Raw genomic sequence first — 21482 nt, 5'->3', positions numbered from 1 at the left:
CATAATGCTTCTTCTCAAGTCTAAACCGAACTTTTTCGGCAAAATTCAGTTGAATTATGTCAGATTCTCGCAAAGAAATCAGAATTTGTTTTATTGGTGAATCCTTTGTCAATGGCACAGGCGATCCAGAGTTTCTGGGTTGGACAGGTAGAGTGTGCCGCAATGCTGAGTCAAGAGGATACGCTATCACCCATTACAACTTGGGGGTGCGGGCAGAGACGACTCGGTATCTCAAACAACGTTGGTACTCGGAAGTTTCCTATCGTCTCCCAAAAGAATCCGATGGTCGAGTAGTGTTTTCTTTTGGGGCAAACGATTCAGGATGGGCGGGTAAACAGCAAGGAATCGAACTTTCAGAGTCGATCGCAAATGCTCGCAGTATCTTAAGCCAAGCGAAGCAACTCTATCCAATCTTGATGGTTAGTCCGCCACCCTGTGGTGATAATCAAATTCTTGCCAATCTGTCACAGGAATTCGCGTTGGTTTGTAATGAACTAGATGTTCCGTATCTTGATGTGTTTTCCAGTTTGCTAAAGTCACCAATCTGGCTAGCAGAAGCAAAAGCCAATGACGGCGCTCACCCAAAAGCAGATGGTTATGCAGAATTTGCTGCGATCGTCCAAAACTGGGAAAGTTGGTTAAATTGGTTCACACCTTAAAAAATGCCGACTATCCTATTGGCTAATTGTGGCTTAGTCGATGTGTCAGGGTTTTAGTTTTGCGTTAGCGTACCCCTCCGGGGAAGCAAGCTACGCGTAGCGTCTCGTAGAGAAGCGGGGCGAAACGCACATCGCATTCTATTTAAAAATTTCCACACTTTCTCAATTAACAACATCTTTATGACCTTACCAACAACTAATCTCGGTAAAACTGGATTGACCGTTTCGCGTCTTTGTCTCGGCACTATGACCTTTGGTTTGCAGACCGACGAAGAAACTTCCAGGCACATCCTCGACACCGCCGCCGATGGTGGTATCAACTTTTTAGATACAGCCGACGTTTATCCCCTCGGTGGCGGGCTTGCCACTGCTGGACGCACTGAAGAAATCGTTGGGCGCTGGCTGAAAGGCAAACGCGAACATTTTATCTTAGCGACCAAGTGCGTCGGTCGAGTTGGCCCTGCACCTTGGGATCAGGGGGCTTCCCGGAAACATATTTTGGATGCGATCGATGCTTCTCTGCAACGCTTGGGAACTGATTATATCGATTTATACCAGTTGCACTCCGACGATGCTTCAACCCCCCTTGATGAGACTTTGGAAGCGTTGGATGCGGTAGTTCGTGCTGGCAAGGTGCGCTACATCGGGGTTTCTAACTTCTTAGCCTACCGACTCGCCCGTGCTTTGGGTCGTGCTGAGACGCGCAATTTAACCAAGTTCGTCTCAATTCAGCCCCGCTACAACCTGTTATTCCGCGAAATTGAGCGAGAACTATTGCCCCTGGCCAAAGAAGAAGGATTGGGTGTAATTTCTTACAATCCATTGGCGGGTGGTCTACTTACAGGTAAACACAATTTTACTCAAGGCCCCACGTCAGGTACACGTTTTACGCTAGGTGCTGCCGCAGAACGTTATCAAGAACGCTACTGGCGCGATCGCGAGTTCAATACTGTCGAAGATTTACGCACAGTCGCGGATTTGGCTGGATTTTCCCTCACCACCCTAGCAGTAGCTTGGGTTTTATCTAATCCCATTATCACTGCCCCCATTATTGGCGCTAGCCGTCCAGAACAACTTACTGACAACCTCAAGGCGGTAGAACTAAAACTTGACGACAATTTGAAACAAAAATTAGACGACATAACCGCCGAATACCGAAGAGGAGATTCTCTTCGTTAGGAATGATTTTATTTAACAACACCGGACGGTTTATCTAGCCGTCCATTTTTATTTTGCAGAACAGCTTGATGTTACGAGATCAACCTTCATGACGAAAAAGGCCAGACAATCCAAATCCTTTCAACGTGCCCCTGATGCACCAGATTTGCCATCAACTCCATTCCGGTTCATTTTGTATTTCGTTAACCAGTTTCGCTGGTGGTATGTGTTAATGGTGATCCTGGAGGTAATACACGCAACTTGTGGCATCATGTTGCCTTATGCTATTGGCGAGATCATCCGGGGCGTGACGCGATCAACGGGCGACAGCAAGCCGATTTTTGATGCCATGAAGCAACCCCTGATGCTGTTCATCGGCTTGAGTGTGGGTGAAGTGGTTTTCGGGCGATCGGCTGGACTTTTGCAGACAATCCTCCATCCAATCCACCGGCAGCACATAGTGCGATCGCTATATGCCTATTTACAGCACCATTCACATCGCTACTTAAGCAGCAGTTTTTCCGGGGCATTGGCACATCGGATTAGCGAAACTTCTCTGGGTGTTACCCAGACGATGCAAATGATGATTACTGAATTTATGCCAGTAATTGTTGTGTATTCCGTCGCCACGACGATACTGTATCGCGCCTATCCTCCACTGGCTGCACTCGTGGGAATATGGGCAGTTCTCTTCATCAGTATTTCGTTCTGGCTGGCAACTCGCTGCCGATTTTACTCCCGGAAAGCCGCAGCCGCCAGAAGTGAGACAACTGGCATCATTGTAGATACAGTCACAAATCTCACTAGTAGCCGACTATTTGCTCGCTTTGGTTTTGAACGACGTTATTTAAATGAGCAATTAAGGCACGAACTCAAACACGTGAGAGAGTCCAACTGGTACTCGGAGCGAATTCGCTGGTTTCAGTTCATCTCAGCAGCCATTCTGAAAATCAGCACCCTGTATTACTCACTCTCTCTTTGGAGTCAAGGAGCGATCGCTACTGCTGATTTCGTTGTAGCAACTAGCTTATCACTGTTGATCATCAGTGAAGCGCGTAATTTGAGCCGCCGCTTTCTGGAATTTTTTGAACACGTTGGTAATGTCGCCAATGGTGTTTTCACCATCGTTCAACCCCACGAATTGGTCGATCGCGAGAAAGCGATCGCCCACTCAATCACTCAAGGTAAGATTGAGTTTCGGCGGGTGAATTTCAACTACACAGATGAGAAGAAAGTTTTCAACAACCTTTCTGTCACCATCCAAGCGGGACAACGTATCGGACTGGTGGGCTTGTCCGGTTCTGGAAAATCCACCTTTGTCAATCTGATTCTGCGTTTATTCGACCCACAATCTGGACAGATTATCATTGATGGAGTCGATATTCGAGATATGACTCAGGATGCTTTACACGCTCAGATCAGCTTAATTCCCCAAGATCCGTCTCTGTTCCATCGCACTTTGCTAGAAAATATTCGTTATGGACGCTTGGATGCAACCGATGAGGAAGTAATTGAGGCTTCGCGAAAGGCTCATGCTCACGATTTCATCGTCCAAAGTAAGGATGGTTACAATTCTCTGGTAGGCGAACGTGGCGTTAAGTTGTCTGGGGGGCAAAGACAGCGCATTGTGATCGCGCGGGTAATCCTCAAAGATGCGCCGATTCTGATTTTAGATGAAGCCACCTCAAGCCTCGATTCAATTACCGAAAAAGCAATCCAGGATACCCTCGACTTAGCAATGAATGGGAAAACGGTGATCGTAGTAGCTCATCGATTATCTACCATCGTCCATCTAGATAGAATTTTGGTGTTCGACAAAGGTCGGATTATCGAAGATGGTTCCCACGCCAAACTGCTGGCACTCGGCGGTGCTTACTACAGGTTATGGAAAATGCAAGCGGGTGGATTTCTACCGGAAAATCTTGATGAGGTTCGCACTGGCACAGATAACATCGAAAAGGGAATGATCGCTTGACATTTGCCGCTACTTGAGGTTTATTTGCAAATTCAACTCAAGAATTGTCCGGGAAAGAGTCCACAAAACTAAAGTAATGTAATTGAAGTAGTGGCGTGTCAAGACTAAATTTGTGCATTAGCAAACTCTTGTGGGATGGGCTTCTAGCCCGTCCTAATTGGCGGGCAAGATGCCCGCCCCACAAGAAAATTTATTGCAACATTTTAGCCTTGACACGTCACTACGTATATTTCAAAAATTAAATATGAGTTTTATATCATACTTCTAGTGGTGAACAAAACCAACTCAGTTTCCAACTTATCTCATTAAAGCTTGAAAACCTGCTTGTACAAAATGCTGATCAAAAGTTAAAGCTTGAGAAACTTCAGCTTGCTTCATAACTACAAACGAAATACAATCAACTAAACCCCATGCTTTATCTTGATGGGTTTTGTGAAGTGTGAATGCTTGTGCGAATAATTCTGGAGTGAGTCGCACAATTTCCACTTCATCTGAGCCAAAAAAATGCTCGATAATTTCAACAGCCTCATTTTTGTAGTTACGAGCTAGTGCATTACCAATTTCTAAAAGTACTGCATCAGTTGTGATTAAGAGTTGAGTTTCTAAGCTATCGGCTAATTCGGAGGCTCGCTGGTGATATTGGTCACGCTGATTAATTAGTGCTACCACAAATAACGTATCAACAAAGATTTTATTTCTCACCCTCATCCTTAGCTAGATAAGAATCAAGATTGCTAGCGAAATCCTCTGGAGCATTTATCTTAATTTGTTTTAATTTTGACATGAAACTCGGTTTTTTCAGATGTTGTTTAGATTGGGCAAAATCTTGGATTAAAAGATATAGTTCATCTAGATATTCTTCGTTAAGACTATCAATTTCAGCGTGAATTTTGTCTTTTGCAGTCATTTCTACCTTTCCTGTAAATACCATACTCATTGTAACTTTTAAGGATAACTGGAAAGCGATCGCACCTCCCCACAAACCCAATACCCGTAGATGTAACGCGGTGAGGGGGTCGCAGTCTTGGCGGTTCCCGTCGATTGCGAACCCCCGAACCCGAAGGGCTTGTCGTTAGACATCGCACCTCCACAAACCCCAAACGCGATTCCCGTTGAGCATACAATATAGAAAAGCAAGTTATCTGTAATCTCTATGGAAAAGCTCAATATTAAAGAAGAAGCTCGAAAGCTAATTGATAAATTACCTGCTAACTCAACATGGGATGACCTCATGTATGAGATTTATGTTAGGCAAGTTGTGGAAGCTGGACTTGCTGAGAGTCAAGCTGGTAAAGTAATTTCCGTACAGGAAGTTAGGGCAAAATTTGGACTACCAGAGTGAAAGTTTTTTGGACAGAAACAGCCGTAGAAAACCTATCTGCAATTTATACTTATCACTGCCCAGAATTCACCTCGGTACGCAACCAGGATTATTGACCGTATAACCAAACGTTCCCAGCAGCTTGCGAATTTCCCTCTATCTGGTCGAATTGTACCAGAGTTTGAAACCGAGCAAATTCGGGAAGTTATTGAAGGTTCATATCGAATTATCTATTACATCAAGCCCGAACAAATTGATGTACTTGCTGTTATACACGGGGCACAGGAAATTACACCAAGTATAGAATGAATAGCGATCGCACCTCCACAAACCAATCAAGCAAACGCGATCGCCCTTCCCCACAAACCCAAATGCGTAGACGCAACGCGGCTTGTCGTTAGACATCGCACATCGCCCAGATCCTTTTACTCCGGTAAACCCTCTAAAATCTCTCGTACTACCTTAGACCAATATTCATCCTGATACTCAACATATATCTCCAACGCTGTCTGCAAATTAGCCCTAGCCTCTGCATAGTTTTCCTCTGCTTGTGCAACCGTTCCTAAACAATGAAGCGTGAGAGCTTGCGAATAGCGATCGCCAAATTCGATTTTGATTTCCAGGGCTTGTTGATAATAATCCCGTGCCTGGTCGTATTCCCGCAACTGTTGGGCAACCTTTCCCAACTGGTGGTAAGTGCTAGCACACTCATAACGATCGCCAAATTCGATATATATTTCCAGGGCTTGTTGATAATAATCCCGTGCCTGGTCGTATTCCCGCAACTCTTGGGCAACGATTCCCAAGTTGTGGTAAGTGTTAGCACTCGAATAGCGATCGCCAAATTCGATATATATTTCCAGGGCTTGTTGATAATAATCCCGTGCCTGGTCGTATTCCCGCAACTCTTGGGCAAGGTATCCCAAGTTGTGGTAAGTGCTAGCACTCGAATAGCGATCGCCAAATTCGATTTTGATTTCCAGGGCTTGTTGATAATAATCCCGTGCCTGGTCGTATTCCCGCAACCGTTGGGCAACGATTCCCAACTGGTGGTAAGTGCTAGCACTCGAATAGCGATCGCCAAATTCGATATATATTTCTAGGGCTTGTTGATAATAATCCCGTGCCTGGTCGTATTCCCGCAACTCTTCGGCAATCCTTCCCAACTGGTGGTAAGTGCTGGCACTCGCATAGCGATCGCCAAATTCGATTTTGATTTCCAGGGCTTGTTGATAATAATCCCGTGCCTGGTCGTATTCCCGCGACTCTTGGGCAACGCTTCCCAAATTGTGGTAAGTGCTAGCACTCGAATAGCGATCGCCAAATTCGATATATATTTCTAGGGCTTGTTGATAATAATCCCGTGCCTGGTCGTATTCCCGCAACCGTTGGGCAACGATTCCCAACTGGTGGTAAGTGCTAGCACTCCAATAGCGATCGCCAAATTCGATTGTGATTTCCAGGGCTTGTTGATAATAATTCCGTGCCTGGTCGTATTGGCGCAACTCTTGGGCAACCATTCCCAAGTGGTGGTAAGTGCTAGCACTCCAATAGCGATCGCCAAATTCGATTTTGATTTCCAGGGCTTGTTGATAATAATCCCGTGCCTGGTGGAACTGTCGCATATCCAGAGAGGCATTACCTAAATAATGCAAGGAATTAGCGACAGCACGACGATTATTCTGCTTTTTGGCAATATCTAAAGCTTGTTGATGATAGCTGTTTGCACTTTCAAATTGTCGTTGCTGCTGATAGCTTTTACCTAACTGATTGATAACTTCGATTTGTAAGGAATAATCAGGAAATTGCTTGGTAATTTCCCCAGCTTTTTCTAAATATTCTCTAGCTTTGATTGGTTTGTGCTGGCTTAAATATGCTTTGCCCAATTCATTTAAAATATTACAGCAATTGCGGAGATGTTCTGGGCGGGGTATTTCTCCAGTTGGGTGATATTCCATCAACAAACTATGTAATAAATCGATACGTTCTTGTTGTTTTGGTGTTGGTAAGCGTTCTATATCTGTGTCTGCATTCAGAGTATTGGCAATTGCCCTATCTCTACTCAATTCTGTAGTTTTAAAGCGAAATAAACCTGATTTCCAAGCCCAAAAATCAGGTGCAAATTTTGCTAACCGCGAAATCGCATAATCTGGCAAGATAAATAAAAGTGGATGAGGTACAGTTTTTCGATAGGAATCGCGGACGAAGTTTAAATCCTGTAAAACTGGTGGATAATCTCCAAACACACCAATCGATTTTTCTAAGTTCCGAATTAATAAAACAAGTTTTTTATTTGTTTCTTTAGTAATTTTGGCTAATTGCTCCACCAATTCATCCCGCAAAAATCGTAAATTTCTATCAGGAAAATCTAAAACTACAAATTGGATTTCTTGGCATTGAGGATTCTGTTGCAATCCAGCAATTAATAAGTCTATATCGGGCGAAAAGTTAATTTCAATAAAACCTAATGTAAATTTTTCTGCAAAATCGACAAATGTCACTAATTCAGCAAATTCATCTTGATTATAGGCAATAAATTTACCTATTTCGGCTTGAAGTTCACTGTTTTTGTGCTGATTGGAGAGCTTCTTGGAAGAACTCATTTCGCTTCACCACTGGATTTGGATAATTCCACCGTTTATCACCGTTATATTCCAATACGGAAGTATTAAATAACATTAATTGCCCAATTTCATCTTTACTGACATTTTTAGTTAAGCAAACCTGAGCCAAATGAGCGTAATGTTCTTCAGGAATAAACCGCTCAAAACTAAATTGTTGCTGTTTAACTGCATACTCTATATCTTCGGACATAATTTTTGCGTGTTTTTTGGTACTCGCTGTTTGACATGCAGAGCGCATCATTTGCATTAACTGGCGCACGTGTCCACCACTTGCTTTTGCTAATTCTAATAATTGATTACGGCTCTCGAAAATTGCATCAATATCAACCCGCTTTTCAATTACACTTGCCATCGCATCTAAGCCCGTCTGATTATAATCTAGATCGCATTTATGCCGCTCAAATTCATAGATATTAATCATCGGCACAATATGAGGATTACCATCAAATTGATTCAGGGGATTTTTCGGCGAGCAAAGAATTGAAATTGGTACTGTATAAATGATTGTACAATTTAATTCTTGCATCTGAGCCGCATAATCAAAGAACAAGTGTTCTGCTACGACAGGAGGAACCCGATCCAAATTATCGAAGATAATTAATAAGCCTTTACATTGAGGAAATTTTTGCCGCAATTTTGCGTAAGCGTCGCTTAATAACAGATTAGTATCAGATTTGAGGCGAGATAAATCTTTTTCTAGAGTTTGCCGAATAGTTGTTTTTTGCTTGTCCGAGCCTTTAATTTGTGCCAGCAATTTGACCATTAGTTTGGCGATAAATGGCGCAGTAGGGCTGAGAGTGGCTTCTGCCTCGACGTTGACTGATTTTTCGACACTTTGCTCGTTTTCTTGAGTAATGTCTTTAAACCATGATTCAAAAGTTTTTAATAAAGCTTGATTAAAAGTCAAACCTAATTTTCGTAATTCAAATTCAACTTGTTTAATTACAATTAAATATAAATCTGTATACCGGGTATCATTAATATCTGTCTCTTCATTCGCTTCCAAATAAATAACCCGATAATTATTTTCCCAAAGACTCTGAATTTTTTTTAACTCTGTACTTTTTCCACAACCGCGATGTCCGGTAAATAAAATTGTTGTAAAATCACCTGCTTCTTGAAAATCCAAAACTGTACTGACATTATCAATAGCCGAAGTTTTCCGCACCAGCGACAGATCGACATAATACCGTTCCATTTCTGCTGGTTCAAGCGGCTCAACATTACAAGCCAAAAAAGCCGCTTTAAGAGTATTTGCACGCTGAAAACTTGACTGAGACATTGTTTTGGGCAGATAACAATCACCAACTTTTAAATTTTAAGCGATCGCCTATCAAATTTAGCAAATACAGCTATAGGACTCATAAAACTCCGCGCGCAAGGAAAGGAAATTAGTTAGGATTCCTACAATCATTGCACCCCAAAGAGCCAAAGCTATGCTTTGTCTCCCCTTTCCTTGGTATCAGCACTCGTAACTCGCTTAACCCTGGAAACTAGTTGCCAAAATTGAAGCGTTTGCAACAATTGCTCTTTCATATATAAGAAAGGTTTAAGTATTTCCAAGAAAGATATAAGCAGTTGCTGCAAATGCTTCATACTTTGCAACAATTGCTCCTTCATGTATAAGAAAGGTTTAAGTATTTCCAAGAAAGGTATAAGCAGTTGCTGCAAAGGCTTCATGCTTTGCAACAATTGCTCCTTCATGTATAAGAAACGTTTAAATCATTGCAACAATTGTTGTAATTAACTTATGAGTTGCTCTATAGCGCGTCACTTCGGCTACGCTCAGTGACCGCACTTCTCTACGAGACGCTGCGCGTAGCTTGCTTCCCCGGAGGGGTACGACATGGTTCGACTCCCTTCGACTGCGCTCAGGGCAAGCCGCTCACCAGCCGATCAGTGACCATCGTAGACATCGCAAACCGTCTCCATGAGCATAGCTTGGCGCGGACAGCATCAATTTTCGCTAATTACTGCTGTAAGTCAACCTGGTAGACAAACAGAAAGGGGTGCATCCCAGTTTTTATTTTGCACTGAGAGAATAACTGTCATTGCGATCGCGCAGCGTGTCGCAGACAAGCAATTGCATGGACTAGTTCTTAGTTGGAGATTTTGCGATCGCTTTGCTTCACTTTGTTTTGCTCGCAATGACATACAAAAAAGTGGGATGCTCCTACAGAAAATGCGATCACAATCAGCTTATACCATTTTGGATTTTAGACTTCGGCTCCTTTCGACTTCTCTACGAGACGCTACGCGTTAGCGGAGCTTTCGCTTTAGCGATACGCTCAAGGCAAGTCGCTCAGTCGAACGATTTTAGATTTTGGATTGTGAAACATCCATTGGATAAGTGTTTCAGTTTTCCATCTGTCGCAATCATTTTTCAAATTGGTATTAGAAGAATTGAATTTACGTTAACAGTACTGTTGTTTTTTGAACAGTGACAACAGCAAACATACTATTCCCATTACTACCAACGACACTGAAGAAGCAGATTCTGAGACAGGTTGAGGGTTTTGCACAGGCTGATAATTGATGAAATTTTCTTGAATTGGGCTGAGTGATGCCAAAAGTTGCTCAATATCCTTAGATATATTAGTGTCATTACCAACACTTTTAGAAGAGATGAGGCGGTTAAAGGTTTGGCTACTTGATACATCAAAATCTCCCGTGAACCCAAGAAAATTTTGACCTATTTTACCTATAAGAGAGTCAATCAGATTGTTAACATCAGTTTTTATCCCTAATGGGGATAACTTTAAACTGCTGATATTGTTGATGTTTCCAATCTTTGTGTTATCAGTCTTTGTTAACCAATTGCCATTACCAATAATTTCATTTCCATTGGTAAAAACCCAGTTACCATTACCAATAATTGTGTTATCAGTGCCGAAGTCCCAATTGCCGTTTCCAATGGTTGCGTTGTCACTGCCGAAGTGCCAATTTCCATTACCTAGTGTTGCATTATTACTGCCGTTGTCCCAATCCCAGTTGCCATTGCCAAGGGTTGTGTTACTCTTTCCAAATAGCCAGTTGCCATTACCAATGGTTGCGTTGTCATTATTAAAGTTCCAGTTACCATTACCAATGGTTGCACTGTTACTGCCATAATCCGAGTTAAAATTACCAATAGTTGCGTTATTATTACCAAAGTTCTTGTTACCTTTCCCAACCGGTGCGTTGCTCTGATTAAAGGTTTGGCTACCTGAATTAGATGTATTGCCAGTGTTACTAAAGGGTATATTGTTACCAAGAACTTCTTTCAATGGATCGAAAGGCGATTGTTGAAGCAGACTTCCAGCACCTGCGATCGGATTACTGCTGCCTGCAAATGGGTTAGTAGTGCCACCTGCGATCGGATTACTGCTGCCTGCAAACGGATTGGTAGCCCCACCTGCGATCGGATAACCACTGCCTGCAAACGGGTTACTACCTCCTGCTAATGTGTTGTCAATACCCTTGAAATAGTTATCACCCAGAACTAACTTTAATCGCTCAAAGATTAATTTCTGAAGCCCACTGCCACCATCACCTGCAAACGGGTTAATACCGCCACCTGGAATAGGATTGTTACCGTTACCTAATAACAGATTGCTACCACCCGTCAACAGGCTGCCTTTAGCAGCAGACAAACTATCATTGGCAGCAAAGGAATTACCGCTATATAGGTTGCTAGCGCCACCTGCACTTAATGGATTAAATGCACCATTTATGGGATTGACAGCAGACGCTTCCATTGGCACTAATTCTCCTATTTCTAGTTAAAAAATTATGAAGTCTTCAGTACTTCTTATACCAATTATGAATTTGCGAAACTCAAAATCTCTCTAAAATAAAGGCTTTAATAATCTTACCGTCCAACTAACAGAAGATATTGCCTAAACCTTTACCTGAGAAGAGTTTTGGGCGTAAAATAGCAAACTAGTACAATAAGGCAGAAGGCACATCAGCGATAATACACGCTTTTCTGGTTTATCGAATAATTTGTTTATTTGCGCCAAACTGTACTAGCATACTATGTACTGAAGAACTCATCATTGTTCCCTTCTATTTATCTGTTTATTTTCGCAAATATTGTATTAAGCGAAGGGGTTTTGTCCACCTGTAGGAAATGGCGAGGTTTGTCCACCTGTAGGAAATGGCGAGGTTTGTCCACCTGTAGGAAATGGCGAGGTTTGTCCATCAGTAGGAAATGGCGAGGTTTGTCCACCTGTAGGAAATGGCGAAGTTTGTCCACCTGTAGGAAATGGCGAAATTTGTCCACCTGTAGGAAATGGCGAAGTTTGTCCACCACCCACTTCCTTGTCAAGCTTTGAGTTAACTAGCTTGTCAATAGTAGCCCTCAAAGTGAACCCGTCCGGTATTTCAGTTGTGCTAATACCATAGGTCTGGCTGCTACTACCAGTCAAAGGGTCGCCACTACCTTGGTTTCCGCCGCCTGTGGATGGGATAGCGCCGCCTGTGGATGGGATAGCGCCGCCTGTGGATGGGATACCGCCACCTGTGGATGGGATACCGCCGCCTGTGGATGGGATACCGCCGCCTGTGGATGGGCTACCACCAACTGTAGATGGGTTTACACCGCCTGCAAAGATATTCCAGAAGTTGTCGCCAGCGAAAGGATTACCACCATAGGCTAACTCAGGCTGACTGCCAGCAGCACCACCACCAAATGGGCTACCGCCACCTTCTGCATTACCAACACCACTGAATAGATTTTTGACGCCTTCCTTACCGACGACTACTTCCAAGCGACCAAAGGGTGATTGTTCAATTGGATTGTTCCCACTAGTAGAGGAGTTACCGCTACTGCTATTACTCAAATCTTCTGCCATTAGGATTAATCCTCTTATTGTTTTGATCAAAATTTTGCTAGAACGCAACATACAAATAGACAAAAATCAAGTGTGCTTTATAACTTTATTGTTGTCTTTTTGTTAGCAGAACTAGTTAGTAGCTATTAGATTATTTGGTTATCTTCACTTAGCAAAGATAATCTATTTTTAATCAGTGCTACTCACACCTACAATTTATATAATTTGATTTTGAAGGACAATGAAAAATATTTTGATGTGTTGATCAAATTTTTAGATATTTGTAGACAATGATTTAAAAAACTTAACTAATACCAACTCAATTAATGATTGCAACACATCCTTGGGTAAAGACGCGATGAATCGCGTCTCTACAAATGGTCTATTTGTCGCATTCTTTTTTCAAATTGGTATAAAATATTTGGATAATAAAATTAAATTTGGGTTAAACATTATATTGCAATGAATAATCTTTTGATAAATTTACCAAATTTTTAGATATTTCATTTATCTGCATTTATCCTGGGTTTTATCAGTTTTAACCAACGTTGTAGCGCAAGACTGATAACAATAAACAGCACAGTTAGTTCCACCCTATAAGAGGTAGTTTGGCACAATAAAAGGAAACTGTGTGAATAAAAGCAAACAAGGTTTAAACGCTTTTTGTGCCTGCCTTCTGCCCCTATTCGCTGCTTTATCCCAACGATAATTATTTACGCCGACCTAGTTATCTTGCATCATATTAGTACCGCTACGAAGTGCAGCGAAAAAAACTTCAGTGAAGGGATTACTTTAGATAAATCAGCAAATTCAATCCGGGAATTGTACGCGAAAGTGTCCACAAAACTAGGGTGATATAAATTAAACCCAAACTCCATTGATACCAAGCTAGTGCAGAGATAATACCTGGTAAATGTTCATCTCGCAGGCGAATATCATTAAATCCTAATTTAACTAGATTGTTGAGGCTAAAATCATAGTAGTTGAGCCAGTTCCAACGGCGATCGCACAACAAGGGCATATATCGTTCCCGAAATGTCTGATTCCTTGGTATCACTGGCAAACGCCCAATCAATAATCGTAACTGGCGAAATGTGCCGTCTTCTGTGAAGTAAGAAACATCCATTAAGTCATGATAACGACCTTGTTGGTAAAGTCGGATCAATAAAGCCATTGGGACGGGGACAATAATTATCAAAAGACACCCCAATGTCAGCCAAGGTTGTTCAGCATTACGAAAGATCGCTAGTAAGCTGAAGAATTCTAAAACGCTAAAACTGACTAATATCGAAATGGTTTCGTAAGATGTGGGAATAATTGGTACGGGATGCAGCCGACGATAGCGATCTACTAGCCAAAATAGTAGGCCGAAATAAGCGATCGCTAATCCTCCCACACCAAAGACTAACCAAAAATTTGTCCCATAGCCACTCAACAACAGCAGTACACTCAACGCCAACCAACTCCAAGCTTGCAGCAACCACCCAAGTATAGAAAGGGTTTCGCCAACAATTAAGCGATCGCTTAGTTGGGTATATTTTTCTAAATCGATGTCTGCTATGGTAAGTAACTCACTACTGTTACGAAAGGATTTTACCAGACGACGCTGGGCGATCGCTTGGGCTTGAGTTGCAGAAAAACCCAGGTTAATCAAACTTGCAACAGTTGCACTATTAATATTTGTAGCCGTCAAACGATGCCCAAACTCGATTAATCGCAGTCGTTGTTTTGTGTATTCCAGTTCATTAGCATCGGCTACTTGCTGTTGCTGACGGAAATTTTGCCCCAAATTCCGCAAGACGTTTTGATTCCCTTGCAATGTTGGGATGCAGAACATCTGACCAATTTCACCGGGATTACCTAAAATTTTCGCTTTGTTGGAGTTAAAAGTTAAACCAGGTACGCTTAAACAAGCCTCTTTAGCAAACCTCGCATCACTAAAATCTGCTTGGTTAAGAATATTTGCACCTTGCAGATTTACCAATTGGTTAAAGTCTGTTTCTCGGAAGCTTACAGCTTGCTCAAAAGTCGCTTCTGTTAAAAGGAGGAACTGATTAAAACCTGCTTTAGTAAACTGGGCTTGATTGGCAAAATCCACTTCAGAAAAATCAGCATTTCCTTGCCATTGGACACTACTGAATTTAGCCAATTGTTTAAAAGTTGCTTGGTTAAAGTTGGCAGTTGTCTCAAAGATACTACCTTGAAAATCAGCCAGTTCCCGAAATTTAATTTTTTTAAAGTTAGCTTTTTCAAAAAATATACTGCCCTGAAAATTGCTTGATTGCTGGAAGTTAGCACTGGTGAAACTAACGGGACGAGCAAATCTGGTTTCAGTCCAGTTAGTGGGTTGGAGAAAAGTTGCACCTTGGGCATCAACAGACTGAAGAAAAAAAGTATTGGAGAACTTCACTTCGCCGTTGAAGCGAGTTTGCACCAGTGTTAAGACACCACGAAAGACGGCGATTTCACTGGCTGGGGTTGACTCTGTTCCCAGAAGCGATCGACAATCTTTAGAGTTGGGTAAAGCGATCGCCAGTGACTCTAGACAAACGAAGCGCAAACGTTCTAGTTTTTCTTGTTCGGTAGCGGTGAAAATAGGTGCGATCGCTTTTGCATACAGTAGTGTTCTTAAACCCAAATCGCTGCCGACAAAATCCCCCAGAATCAAAGCATAGCTGAGGTCTAAACCTAGAGGTTTTGTTCCAAGTTCTTTTCGCAGCAGTTGGTAAAAAGCATCACGAAAGCTGGCGTTTTCTGGGCGTAAATCGATCGCCATTTTCTGCAAATCTACGGTTAAATTTCCTTCGCGGAGTGTGGGTGTGCGTAGTCGTTCTTGTAATAATTCTAGGGTTAAGGGTGTGCGTTCTGGTTGTGTTTGTGCTGCCGAAGCTGGTAGGGGGAGGAGGAGGAGAAGTAAAACGCAAAGGAACGCTATCGCAAAGCGTCTCGCAGAGAAGGGAAGCGCGGAGGTACGCAGAGAAACTCCTTTGTGTACCTTTGCGTTTAACCTCTGCGTGCCTTTGCGTTTAAAAGATAAATTATGCAAATTGTTCGATCATTCGTCACTAATCAGCAGAACAATTTTACCTGCCACAGACCCACTTTCAATTAATTGGTGGGCTTTAGCTGCTTCTTTTAAGGGAAATTTGTGACTCACATGGATTTTTAATTTGCCTTCATCGATCCAGGTGGCAGATTGTTCGAGAATTTCTGCATGATGGTGGAGACTATCTTGTAATCCTAGCAATGCTGGTGCCAACATGAATTCTAAACCAATGCGGAGGTTGCGAGTTCTAGCAGTTTTCCAAACGGTGTTGGCATCTGGTTCGAGAATTGTCACAATATCGCCATAGACTCGCACTGCGGGGAAGGTTTTGTGAAAGGTTTCGCCGCCTACGGTATCAAAAGCCAAGTCTACGCCTTCGCCACCAGTCCAATCTAATACCGCTTGCACAAAGTCTGTTTGTTTGTAAAAAATGACATTATCTGCACCGAGTTCTTTGACGAAATTAGCTTTTTCCTCAGAACCCACTGTGGTGGAAACAGTAGCACCTTTGAGTTTCGCCAATTGAATTGCTACATGGCCGACACCACCAGCACCCGCATGAATCAAAACCCGTTCCCCAGGTTCTAATCGTCCCCGTTCATATAACGCTTCCCAGGCGGTGATTAATACTAAAGGCGCTGCTGCTGCTTCGGCAAAGGAGATAGACGCGGGTTTACGTGCCACAAATCGCTCATCCACAACGGTATATTCAGCGTAATTTCCTTGGTGTGCGCCTAAGCCACCATAGCAAAAATATACTTCATCACCTGCGTGAAAACGCTGAACGCCAGCACCCACAGCTTCCACAATACCTGCACCATCACATCCTAAAATTGTTGGCGTCCGATCGGGGTAGAAAGTGCCTCGACTCCGAAGTTTAGTGTCAATGGGGTTGATGCCAGCCGCCACCAAACGCACTAAAAGTTCAGTATTCCCTACAGGAACAGCAGGGTTTGGCACATCCTGTACTTGCAGAACTTCGGGACTGCCAGCTGCTGTCATCAAGACTGCTTTCACAATTCTTTCCTCCTGGCTCTAGATGCACGTTCTTATGCAACTTTAGCGTAAGAGGGTAGATACAGAGCTATGTTTGAGGGAAAACTGTGATTTTTGGTGACAAGGTGCGATCGCCCTACATCTATTATTCAACAAAAAACAAGCGACTGAAGCTTTGAAGATTATCCCTTAATTACTGCTAAATTCAATATATAATCTCACGTAAGTAATATTTGTTTATTCTTCACTCATAATTGAGCCATTTTGTAAAGTCGCCAAACTCCTACTTCACTAATGTCCACAGCCTGATGAATAGATCGAGTAAATTAAGATAAGTAAAGAAAACGCTTTGAACTAAATGGCAGCTCTAAGCTTACAAGAAATTTCTACTCAGCTAGAAAGTCCGAATTTACGCGATCGCATGGTAGCCCTTGCTAATCTGCGTCATGTTGCGGCTGAGGATGCAGTCCCTTTGATTAAAAAGGTACTAGATGATGAATCTTTGCAACTGCGATCGATGGCAATATTTGCTCTGGGAATCAAGCCAACACCAGAATGTTATTCTATTTTGGTAAAAATTCTCGAAAATGACCCCGATTATGGTATACGCGCTGATGCCGCCGGTGCTTTAGGATATTTGGGTGATGCCAGAGCCTTTGAGGTGCTTTCACGGGCATTTTATGAAGATACTGATTGGCTAGTACGTTTTAGTGCAGCCGTTTCTCTAGGTAATATTAAAGATCCTCGTGCCCGTCAAATTCTTCTTCAGGCATTGGATAGCAAAGAAGTAGTGTTACAACAAGCTGCAATCTCTGCACTGGGAGAAATTCAAGACATCGAGTCTGTAGATAAGATCCTGCGTTTCGCCCAATCAGATGATTGGTTAGTCAGGCAGCGTTTGGCAGAAGCCTTGGGAAATCTTCCCACTCCCAAGAGTGTCTCAGCTTTAAAATACCTGGAAAAAGATAATCATTTCAACGTTGCTGAGGCAGCCAGAATTGGCCTCAAGAAGCTTGAAGAAATAGGCAATCAAGCTTAATATTAAAGCCTCCTGTTACCTTTTAATAATAATTAAGTGGGAATTTTAGCATTTTGATGCAGGGTAATTTCATTCATGAATATTGAAGAGTTTTTTCAGTTAAGTACTGGTAAATGGTTTTCTCATCGTACTAGTCAACATTTGGCTTTTAACCAATCGGAACATAGCAAGTCAGATATCATCATTGAGGCGCTGGCATTAGATCATCCAGAAGTCATCAAGCTGTGTCAAAGTTACAATATTAATCCTAGTTCTGCTTCCTGTGCTACCAAAATTACCTGGAACGGCACAATGGAAAAGGATCAAGCAAAACACACTGGTTCAACTGTGTTAGTTTCGGTACCTGATGCGGATAATCCGACCCAAGGCAGGTTACTCCAAGAAATAGTTGATGCCAATAAAACTCCAGTTCCCGGACGCTATAAATTTGACAGCGATGGTGCTTTAATCCTAACTACAGAGGATGAAACCATCTCCTCAGAGGAACGCCTGTGGTTTGCTAGCCCCAATTTGCGAATGCGGGTAAATGTCCTCAAGAGTTTTGGTGGATTTAGTATCACTTCCTTCACTTCTGAGATTCGTATGGGTGGCTTTCCCCCAGCCGAGAAGGTTTCTGAGGCGGCTAATTCAGTATCTAGTTAAGTTTGATCGCAAAATATTCTCCCCGTTTCTGGGTTACGGTGTACACACAAGTCGAATTACCCCCCTTAATCCCCCCGATGCATTGGGGGGAAACCGGAAAATCTAGTTCCCTCCCCTTTCCAAGGGGAGGGTTAGGGTGGGGTAAAACCCTGGTTAATCAGCTATTTCAGACTTGTGTGTACACCGTAGGTTTCTGGGGGGAATTAAGTAGAAATGGGTTAGGGTTAGGGAAAGTTTTGATTAAGCCTGTAAAACCTTAAACCACTTATTCAAAACCGTGCTGATGGTTTTCTTAATCTGATGATTGCGACTCCATTTTTGGAATGCCATTTCATACTCTTCGCCTTTAATTTGAAAGGTATTCCAGACATCAAGCGCTACAGGCAATCCGCAGAATAGTAAAATGTACAGCGACCAAGAAATTCCACCACCGGTGATTAAATCAAGCAGTATAAAAAAACCAGTGGAAATTGCATATTTGCTTAGGCGTTTCTGAAATCTTCTGATGCGGTAGGCGTCAAAAGCTTTTCGCTGTTGGAGTTGCCCCTGTTGTGCTACCCAATCGCTTTCTGCTAATTTTAAAGACTCAGGTGAAATTTCTAACTCAGCAGCAATTTCTAATATATGCTCATAAGAAAATTCTGTGTCTTTATCATCTGCTTGACGAGCGATCGCTAAGTGCAGAATTTGTTGGACATCTTCTTGGCTATACGAGCGGATGCTTTGAGGTTCAAACGCCGTCATAATTCTTTCTCTTATTATTACTTTTAATAGAAATTTGCTGCCTGATAGATTTTAAGCAGCTACGCCAGTACTATCTCTATTATTCTTAGATTAACAAATCTAGATGCTGTCCGGCATTGAATGTATGGGATTTTTAACTTTGGGCATAGGGTAAAGAGGCAGAGTGGCAGCACTTCTCTACGAGAGCTACGCTCAGTGACCGGGGAGCGGAGGGGCAGAGGGGAAAAATTTACTGCATCTGCCCACTCTCCACCAATCTAAAGACTCTCCAAACATCCAAGATATTATCAAATGCAGCAGAGCATAATTAATAACGAAATAACAAGCATTAACAAGGATGTAAATCAATGGTTGAAGAAAATGGATCGATTCGTACCCTATCGGTTGATATTGGCGGTAGCGGCGTTAAAGCTATGGTTTTGGATATTACAGGGCATCCTGTAACGGAAAGGGCGCGTTTAGATACGCCCCAACCGGCGACACCGGAGGTTGTAATTAATGCAATTGTGGTGTTAGCAGCGGCTCAAGGTGAATTTCATCGCGTTTCGGTCGGTTTTCCCGGTGTAGTACGATGTGGAGTCACGGAAACAGCCGTAAACTTACATCCAGATTGGATCGGATTTGATTTGGAAACAGCATTATTAAAACACTTAAACAAGCCTGTACGGGTGATTAATGATGCGGATATGCAGGGATTTGGTGCGATCGCAGGTAAGGGTGTCGAATTGGTGATTACTCTGGGTACGGGGTTTGGTTCGGCTTTATTTGTAGATGGTAAGCTGGTGCCAAATATGGAAATGGGGCATCATCCGTTTCGTAAAGGAGAGACTTTTGAGCAGCAATTGGGGCGTGCAGAGTTAGAAAAAATTGGTGAGAAAAGATGGAACAGGCGTTTAGAAAAAGCGATCGCATCTTTGCAACATCTGTTTAATTATGACTACCTTTACATTGGCGGTGGTGAAGCTGTAAGAGTGAATTTCCAGCTACCGTTAAATGTCAAACTCATCCCCAATATCACTGGTTTATTAGGCGGTATTGCTTTGTGGCGAGATGAAAAAAGGTAAAAAGTTTTTCAATATCCACAAATGAGAGTACTAAGCGATATCTAAGGGCGGCCTACGCCTACACACTTTTTGGTTAAGGTGCATTCTTTGTCAAAGTTTCAAAATGATATAAAAATTAACACAGATTAGACAAGAGAATTGCACAAACATTATGTTCAGTGCCCCTGTGTAATTTTTTCATGTACTATCTAAACTTTAACTCAAATTCCATACCGTGCAACAAGGTTGTGCGGTTTCATTCTTTTGAGGTTAAAATGTGCGCTTTCCGAGAATAGATTGAAAGAGCGACATAAGTTGCAATACAGTTCAGAATGAGCAACAAAACCCTTATTGTAGAGACGCGATTTATCGCGTCTTCAAAAACCAATAATCCTTAACCCAAGCGTATTGACATAAGTTGTGATTGATAAAAAGTATTTGAAATTAAGAGCTTTTAATCAATAGTTAAAAACTGACTCGATGAATTCAGTAGTATTGTTACTCGCAGTATAAACATGATAAAAGCAACATCAGCATACCAAGCACGATCCAAATATAACTAAGTAAATTTGTTTGATGGCATTCCCAGGCGATCGTATAGTATGTTATTGTCTAAACCATTGATTTAGATAGTATGTCTGATAACTTGATGGCTTGATTAATGATATTAATCTGATTAATGGAATCGGAGGTGAGCAAATATGAACATGAAAATATTAGGTGGAAAAATTAGTACATGACTTTTTTATTTGGTCAGTATGTACTATCCCGGACAACAACTGTTGGTTAAAAGAAATATTGGTTGAAGTAAAATAAGCTAAAATGACTGAAATTGGCCTGATGATGACGGGCGTGTTGACAATAAGACAAGCATCTGGGGCCAGTTTGCCACAGCAGCAATTATTTCAGATGGAAAATGACGTAAACCAGTCAAAACAGAGTCAGTTAGAGATAGCTGCTAAAGTTACACCACCTGAATTTATGCAGACAGATGAGATTTCCCAGGCTTCTCTCTCAGTGCTGAAACCAGAAAAAGAACACATACTTCAGAAAATCAGCAAAAAGAATCTGGGACTAGTTTCTTCTAACTTAGGTAAGCCTAAGAAGTCTTCTCAGTCTGAAGCTAAAGTTCGTACAAAGGCTACAGGACGGTTCCAGAAGTTTAGTAGCCAACTACCAACTCTTTATTTCGGTAGTTCTGGTATTGCTGTCAGAGCCTTACAACAGTTATTAGTGACTAACGGTTATGCTGTGAGAGTAGATGGGATTTTTGGCGCACTAACAGAGACTGCTGTCAAAGCCTTTCAAAACCAGCAAAATTTAGGTGTAGATGGAGTAGTTGGTCAACGAACTTGGAGTGCGTTGACAATTTAGTTATTTGTTTATTGTCCTTAGTCATTTGTCTTTAGTCTTTAGCTAAT

General features: G+C 42.1%; 20 protein-coding genes. 10 read left to right on the top strand and 10 right to left on the bottom strand.

Features of this window, described 5'->3' with window-relative positions:
• The first annotated feature begins 56 nt into the window (after positions 1-56).
• The 3 genes from CDG76_RS01480 (at position 57) to CDG76_RS01470 (ending at position 3792) form a co-directional block, all read left to right on the top strand.
• Positions 57-659, top strand: coding sequence for a GDSL-type esterase/lipase family protein (locus CDG76_RS01480; protein WP_094347338.1), 603 nt, complete (start codon positions 57-59; stop codon positions 657-659).
• A gap of 180 nt (positions 660-839) precedes the next feature.
• On the top strand, positions 840-1838 hold the full coding sequence (locus CDG76_RS01475; protein ID WP_094347337.1) for an aldo/keto reductase: 999 nt from the start codon (positions 840-842) through the stop codon (positions 1836-1838).
• Between the two features lie 88 nt (positions 1839-1926).
• Entirely contained in the window at positions 1927-3792 is a 1866-nt protein-coding gene (locus CDG76_RS01470) for an ABC transporter ATP-binding protein (RefSeq protein ID WP_094347336.1), read from the top strand.
• Between the two features lie 297 nt (positions 3793-4089).
• On the opposite strand, the gene CDG76_RS01465 is transcribed toward CDG76_RS01470, so the two are convergent.
• From CDG76_RS01465 to CDG76_RS38940, 3 genes are read right to left on the bottom strand one after another with little or no spacing between them, the layout of a single operon-like run.
• Entirely contained in the window at positions 4090-4500 is a 411-nt protein-coding gene (locus CDG76_RS01465; protein ID WP_223265096.1) for a type II toxin-antitoxin system VapC family toxin, read from the bottom strand.
• A complete protein-coding gene (locus CDG76_RS01460) occupies positions 4484-4699 on the bottom strand; it encodes a hypothetical protein (protein ID WP_094347908.1) in 216 nt (71 codons plus the stop codon). The genes CDG76_RS01465 and CDG76_RS01460 overlap by 17 nt, the downstream gene beginning before the upstream one ends.
• 38 nt (positions 4700-4737) lie before the next feature.
• The gene (locus CDG76_RS38940; protein WP_262984295.1) at positions 4738-4872 is read right to left on the bottom strand and encodes a hypothetical protein; all 135 of its coding nucleotides are present in this window, start codon (positions 4870-4872) and stop codon (positions 4738-4740) included.
• A gap of 73 nt (positions 4873-4945) precedes the next feature.
• On the opposite strand from CDG76_RS38940, the gene CDG76_RS01455 reads away from it, so the two are divergent.
• Complete coding sequence (locus CDG76_RS01455; protein WP_094347334.1) at positions 4946-5134, top strand: hypothetical protein; 189 nt, start codon at positions 4946-4948, stop codon at positions 5132-5134.
• A gap of 36 nt (positions 5135-5170) precedes the next feature.
• On the top strand, positions 5171-5422 hold the full coding sequence (locus CDG76_RS01450; RefSeq protein ID WP_317616112.1) for a type II toxin-antitoxin system RelE/ParE family toxin: 252 nt from the start codon (positions 5171-5173) through the stop codon (positions 5420-5422).
• A 116-nt stretch (positions 5423-5538) separates the two neighbouring features.
• Here the strand turns inward: CDG76_RS01450 and CDG76_RS01445 are convergent, their stop codons facing one another.
• Positions 5539-7716 carry a tetratricopeptide repeat protein gene (locus tag CDG76_RS01445; RefSeq protein WP_094347333.1) on the bottom strand — a complete coding sequence of 726 codons (2178 nt, stop codon included), beginning with the start codon at positions 7714-7716 and terminating at the stop codon, positions 5539-5541.
• Positions 7673-9019, bottom strand: coding sequence for a P-loop NTPase fold protein (locus CDG76_RS01440; protein WP_094347332.1), 1347 nt, complete (start codon positions 9017-9019; stop codon positions 7673-7675). The genes CDG76_RS01445 and CDG76_RS01440 overlap by 44 nt, the downstream gene beginning before the upstream one ends.
• A 648-nt stretch (positions 9020-9667) precedes the next feature.
• On the opposite strand from CDG76_RS01440, the gene CDG76_RS01430 reads away from it, so the two are divergent.
• Positions 9668-10000, top strand: a complete 333-nt coding sequence (locus tag CDG76_RS01430; RefSeq protein WP_094347330.1) for a hypothetical protein — start codon at positions 9668-9670, stop codon at positions 9998-10000.
• A 151-nt stretch (positions 10001-10151) separates the two neighbouring features.
• Here CDG76_RS01430 and CDG76_RS01425 read toward each other — a convergent pair whose 3' ends face one another.
• The 4 genes from CDG76_RS01425 to CDG76_RS01410 all read right to left on the bottom strand — a co-directional run bounded on the left by CDG76_RS01425 (position 10152) and on the right by CDG76_RS01410 (position 16614).
• On the bottom strand, positions 10152-11474 hold the full coding sequence (locus CDG76_RS01425) for a hypothetical protein (protein ID WP_223265095.1): 1323 nt from the start codon (positions 11472-11474) through the stop codon (positions 10152-10154).
• Between the two features lie 342 nt (positions 11475-11816).
• Positions 11817-12572, bottom strand: a complete 756-nt coding sequence (locus CDG76_RS01420; RefSeq protein WP_094347329.1) for a hypothetical protein — start codon at positions 12570-12572, stop codon at positions 11817-11819.
• A gap of 766 nt (positions 12573-13338) precedes the next feature.
• Positions 13339-15597, bottom strand: a complete 2259-nt coding sequence (locus CDG76_RS01415) for a pentapeptide repeat-containing protein (RefSeq protein ID WP_094347328.1) — start codon at positions 15595-15597, stop codon at positions 13339-13341.
• Between the two features lie 9 nt (positions 15598-15606).
• A complete protein-coding gene (locus CDG76_RS01410) occupies positions 15607-16614 on the bottom strand; it encodes a zinc-dependent alcohol dehydrogenase family protein (RefSeq protein WP_094347327.1) in 1008 nt (335 codons plus the stop codon).
• A 337-nt stretch (positions 16615-16951) separates the two neighbouring features.
• Here CDG76_RS01410 and CDG76_RS01405 point away from each other — a divergent pair, with 337 nt between their 5' ends.
• Positions 16952-17632: a HEAT repeat domain-containing protein gene (locus tag CDG76_RS01405; RefSeq protein WP_094347326.1), complete on the top strand. Its 681-nt coding sequence runs from the start codon at positions 16952-16954 to the stop codon at positions 17630-17632.
• Between the two features lie 75 nt (positions 17633-17707).
• Positions 17708-18274, top strand: a complete 567-nt coding sequence (locus CDG76_RS01400) for a phycobiliprotein lyase (protein WP_094347325.1) — start codon at positions 17708-17710, stop codon at positions 18272-18274.
• Between the two features lie 240 nt (positions 18275-18514).
• Here CDG76_RS01400 and CDG76_RS01395 read toward each other — a convergent pair whose 3' ends face one another.
• Entirely contained in the window at positions 18515-19018 is a 504-nt protein-coding gene (locus CDG76_RS01395) for a 2TM domain-containing protein (protein WP_094347324.1), read from the bottom strand.
• A gap of 347 nt (positions 19019-19365) precedes the next feature.
• On the opposite strand from CDG76_RS01395, the gene CDG76_RS01390 reads away from it, so the two are divergent.
• A complete protein-coding gene (locus CDG76_RS01390; protein WP_094347323.1) occupies positions 19366-20082 on the top strand; it encodes an ROK family protein in 717 nt (238 codons plus the stop codon).
• An 801-nt stretch (positions 20083-20883) separates the two neighbouring features.
• A complete protein-coding gene (locus tag CDG76_RS01385) occupies positions 20884-21435 on the top strand; it encodes a peptidoglycan-binding domain-containing protein (RefSeq protein WP_094347322.1) in 552 nt (183 codons plus the stop codon).
• The last annotated feature ends 47 nt before the right edge of the window (positions 21436-21482 follow it).

The sequence above is a fragment of the Nostoc sp. 'Peltigera membranacea cyanobiont' 210A genome, assembly GCF_002246015.1.
Classification (GTDB): Bacteria; Cyanobacteriota; Cyanobacteriia; order Cyanobacteriales; family Nostocaceae; genus Nostoc.
This window is presented reverse-complemented; position numbering and strand designations above follow the sequence as displayed.

Bases quoted from the DNA above. Each gene is read 5' to 3' on its own strand.
- CDG76_RS01480 (WP_094347338.1), top strand. From the start codon at position 57: ATGTCAGATTCTCGCAAAGAAATCAGAATTTGTTTTATTGGTGAATCC.
- CDG76_RS01475 (WP_094347337.1), top strand. From the start codon at position 840: ATGACCTTACCAACAACTAATCTCGGTAAAACTGGATTGACCGTTTCG.
- CDG76_RS01470 (WP_094347336.1), top strand. From the start codon at position 1,927: ATGACGAAAAAGGCCAGACAATCCAAATCCTTTCAACGTGCCCCTGAT.
- CDG76_RS01465 (WP_223265096.1), bottom strand. From the start codon at position 4,500: ATGAGGGTGAGAAATAAAATCTTTGTTGATACGTTATTTGTGGTAGCA.
- CDG76_RS01460 (WP_094347908.1), bottom strand. From the start codon at position 4,699: ATGACTGCAAAAGACAAAATTCACGCTGAAATTGATAGTCTTAACGAA.
- CDG76_RS38940 (WP_262984295.1), bottom strand. From the start codon at position 4,872: ATGTCTAACGACAAGCCCTTCGGGTTCGGGGGTTCGCAATCGACGGGA.
- CDG76_RS01455 (WP_094347334.1), top strand. From the start codon at position 4,946: ATGGAAAAGCTCAATATTAAAGAAGAAGCTCGAAAGCTAATTGATAAA.
- CDG76_RS01445 (WP_094347333.1), bottom strand. From the start codon at position 7,716: ATGAGTTCTTCCAAGAAGCTCTCCAATCAGCACAAAAACAGTGAACTT.
- CDG76_RS01440 (WP_094347332.1), bottom strand. From the start codon at position 9,019: ATGTCTCAGTCAAGTTTTCAGCGTGCAAATACTCTTAAAGCGGCTTTT.
- CDG76_RS01430 (WP_094347330.1), top strand. From the start codon at position 9,668: ATGAGCATAGCTTGGCGCGGACAGCATCAATTTTCGCTAATTACTGCT.
- CDG76_RS01425 (WP_223265095.1), bottom strand. From the start codon at position 11,474: ATGGAAGCGTCTGCTGTCAATCCCATAAATGGTGCATTTAATCCATTA.
- CDG76_RS01420 (WP_094347329.1), bottom strand. From the start codon at position 12,572: ATGGCAGAAGATTTGAGTAATAGCAGTAGCGGTAACTCCTCTACTAGT.
- CDG76_RS01405 (WP_094347326.1), top strand. From the start codon at position 16,952: ATGGCAGCTCTAAGCTTACAAGAAATTTCTACTCAGCTAGAAAGTCCG.
- CDG76_RS01400 (WP_094347325.1), top strand. From the start codon at position 17,708: ATGAATATTGAAGAGTTTTTTCAGTTAAGTACTGGTAAATGGTTTTCT.
- CDG76_RS01395 (WP_094347324.1), bottom strand. From the start codon at position 19,018: ATGACGGCGTTTGAACCTCAAAGCATCCGCTCGTATAGCCAAGAAGAT.
- CDG76_RS01390 (WP_094347323.1), top strand. From the start codon at position 19,366: ATGGTTGAAGAAAATGGATCGATTCGTACCCTATCGGTTGATATTGGC.
- CDG76_RS01385 (WP_094347322.1), top strand. From the start codon at position 20,884: ATGACTGAAATTGGCCTGATGATGACGGGCGTGTTGACAATAAGACAA.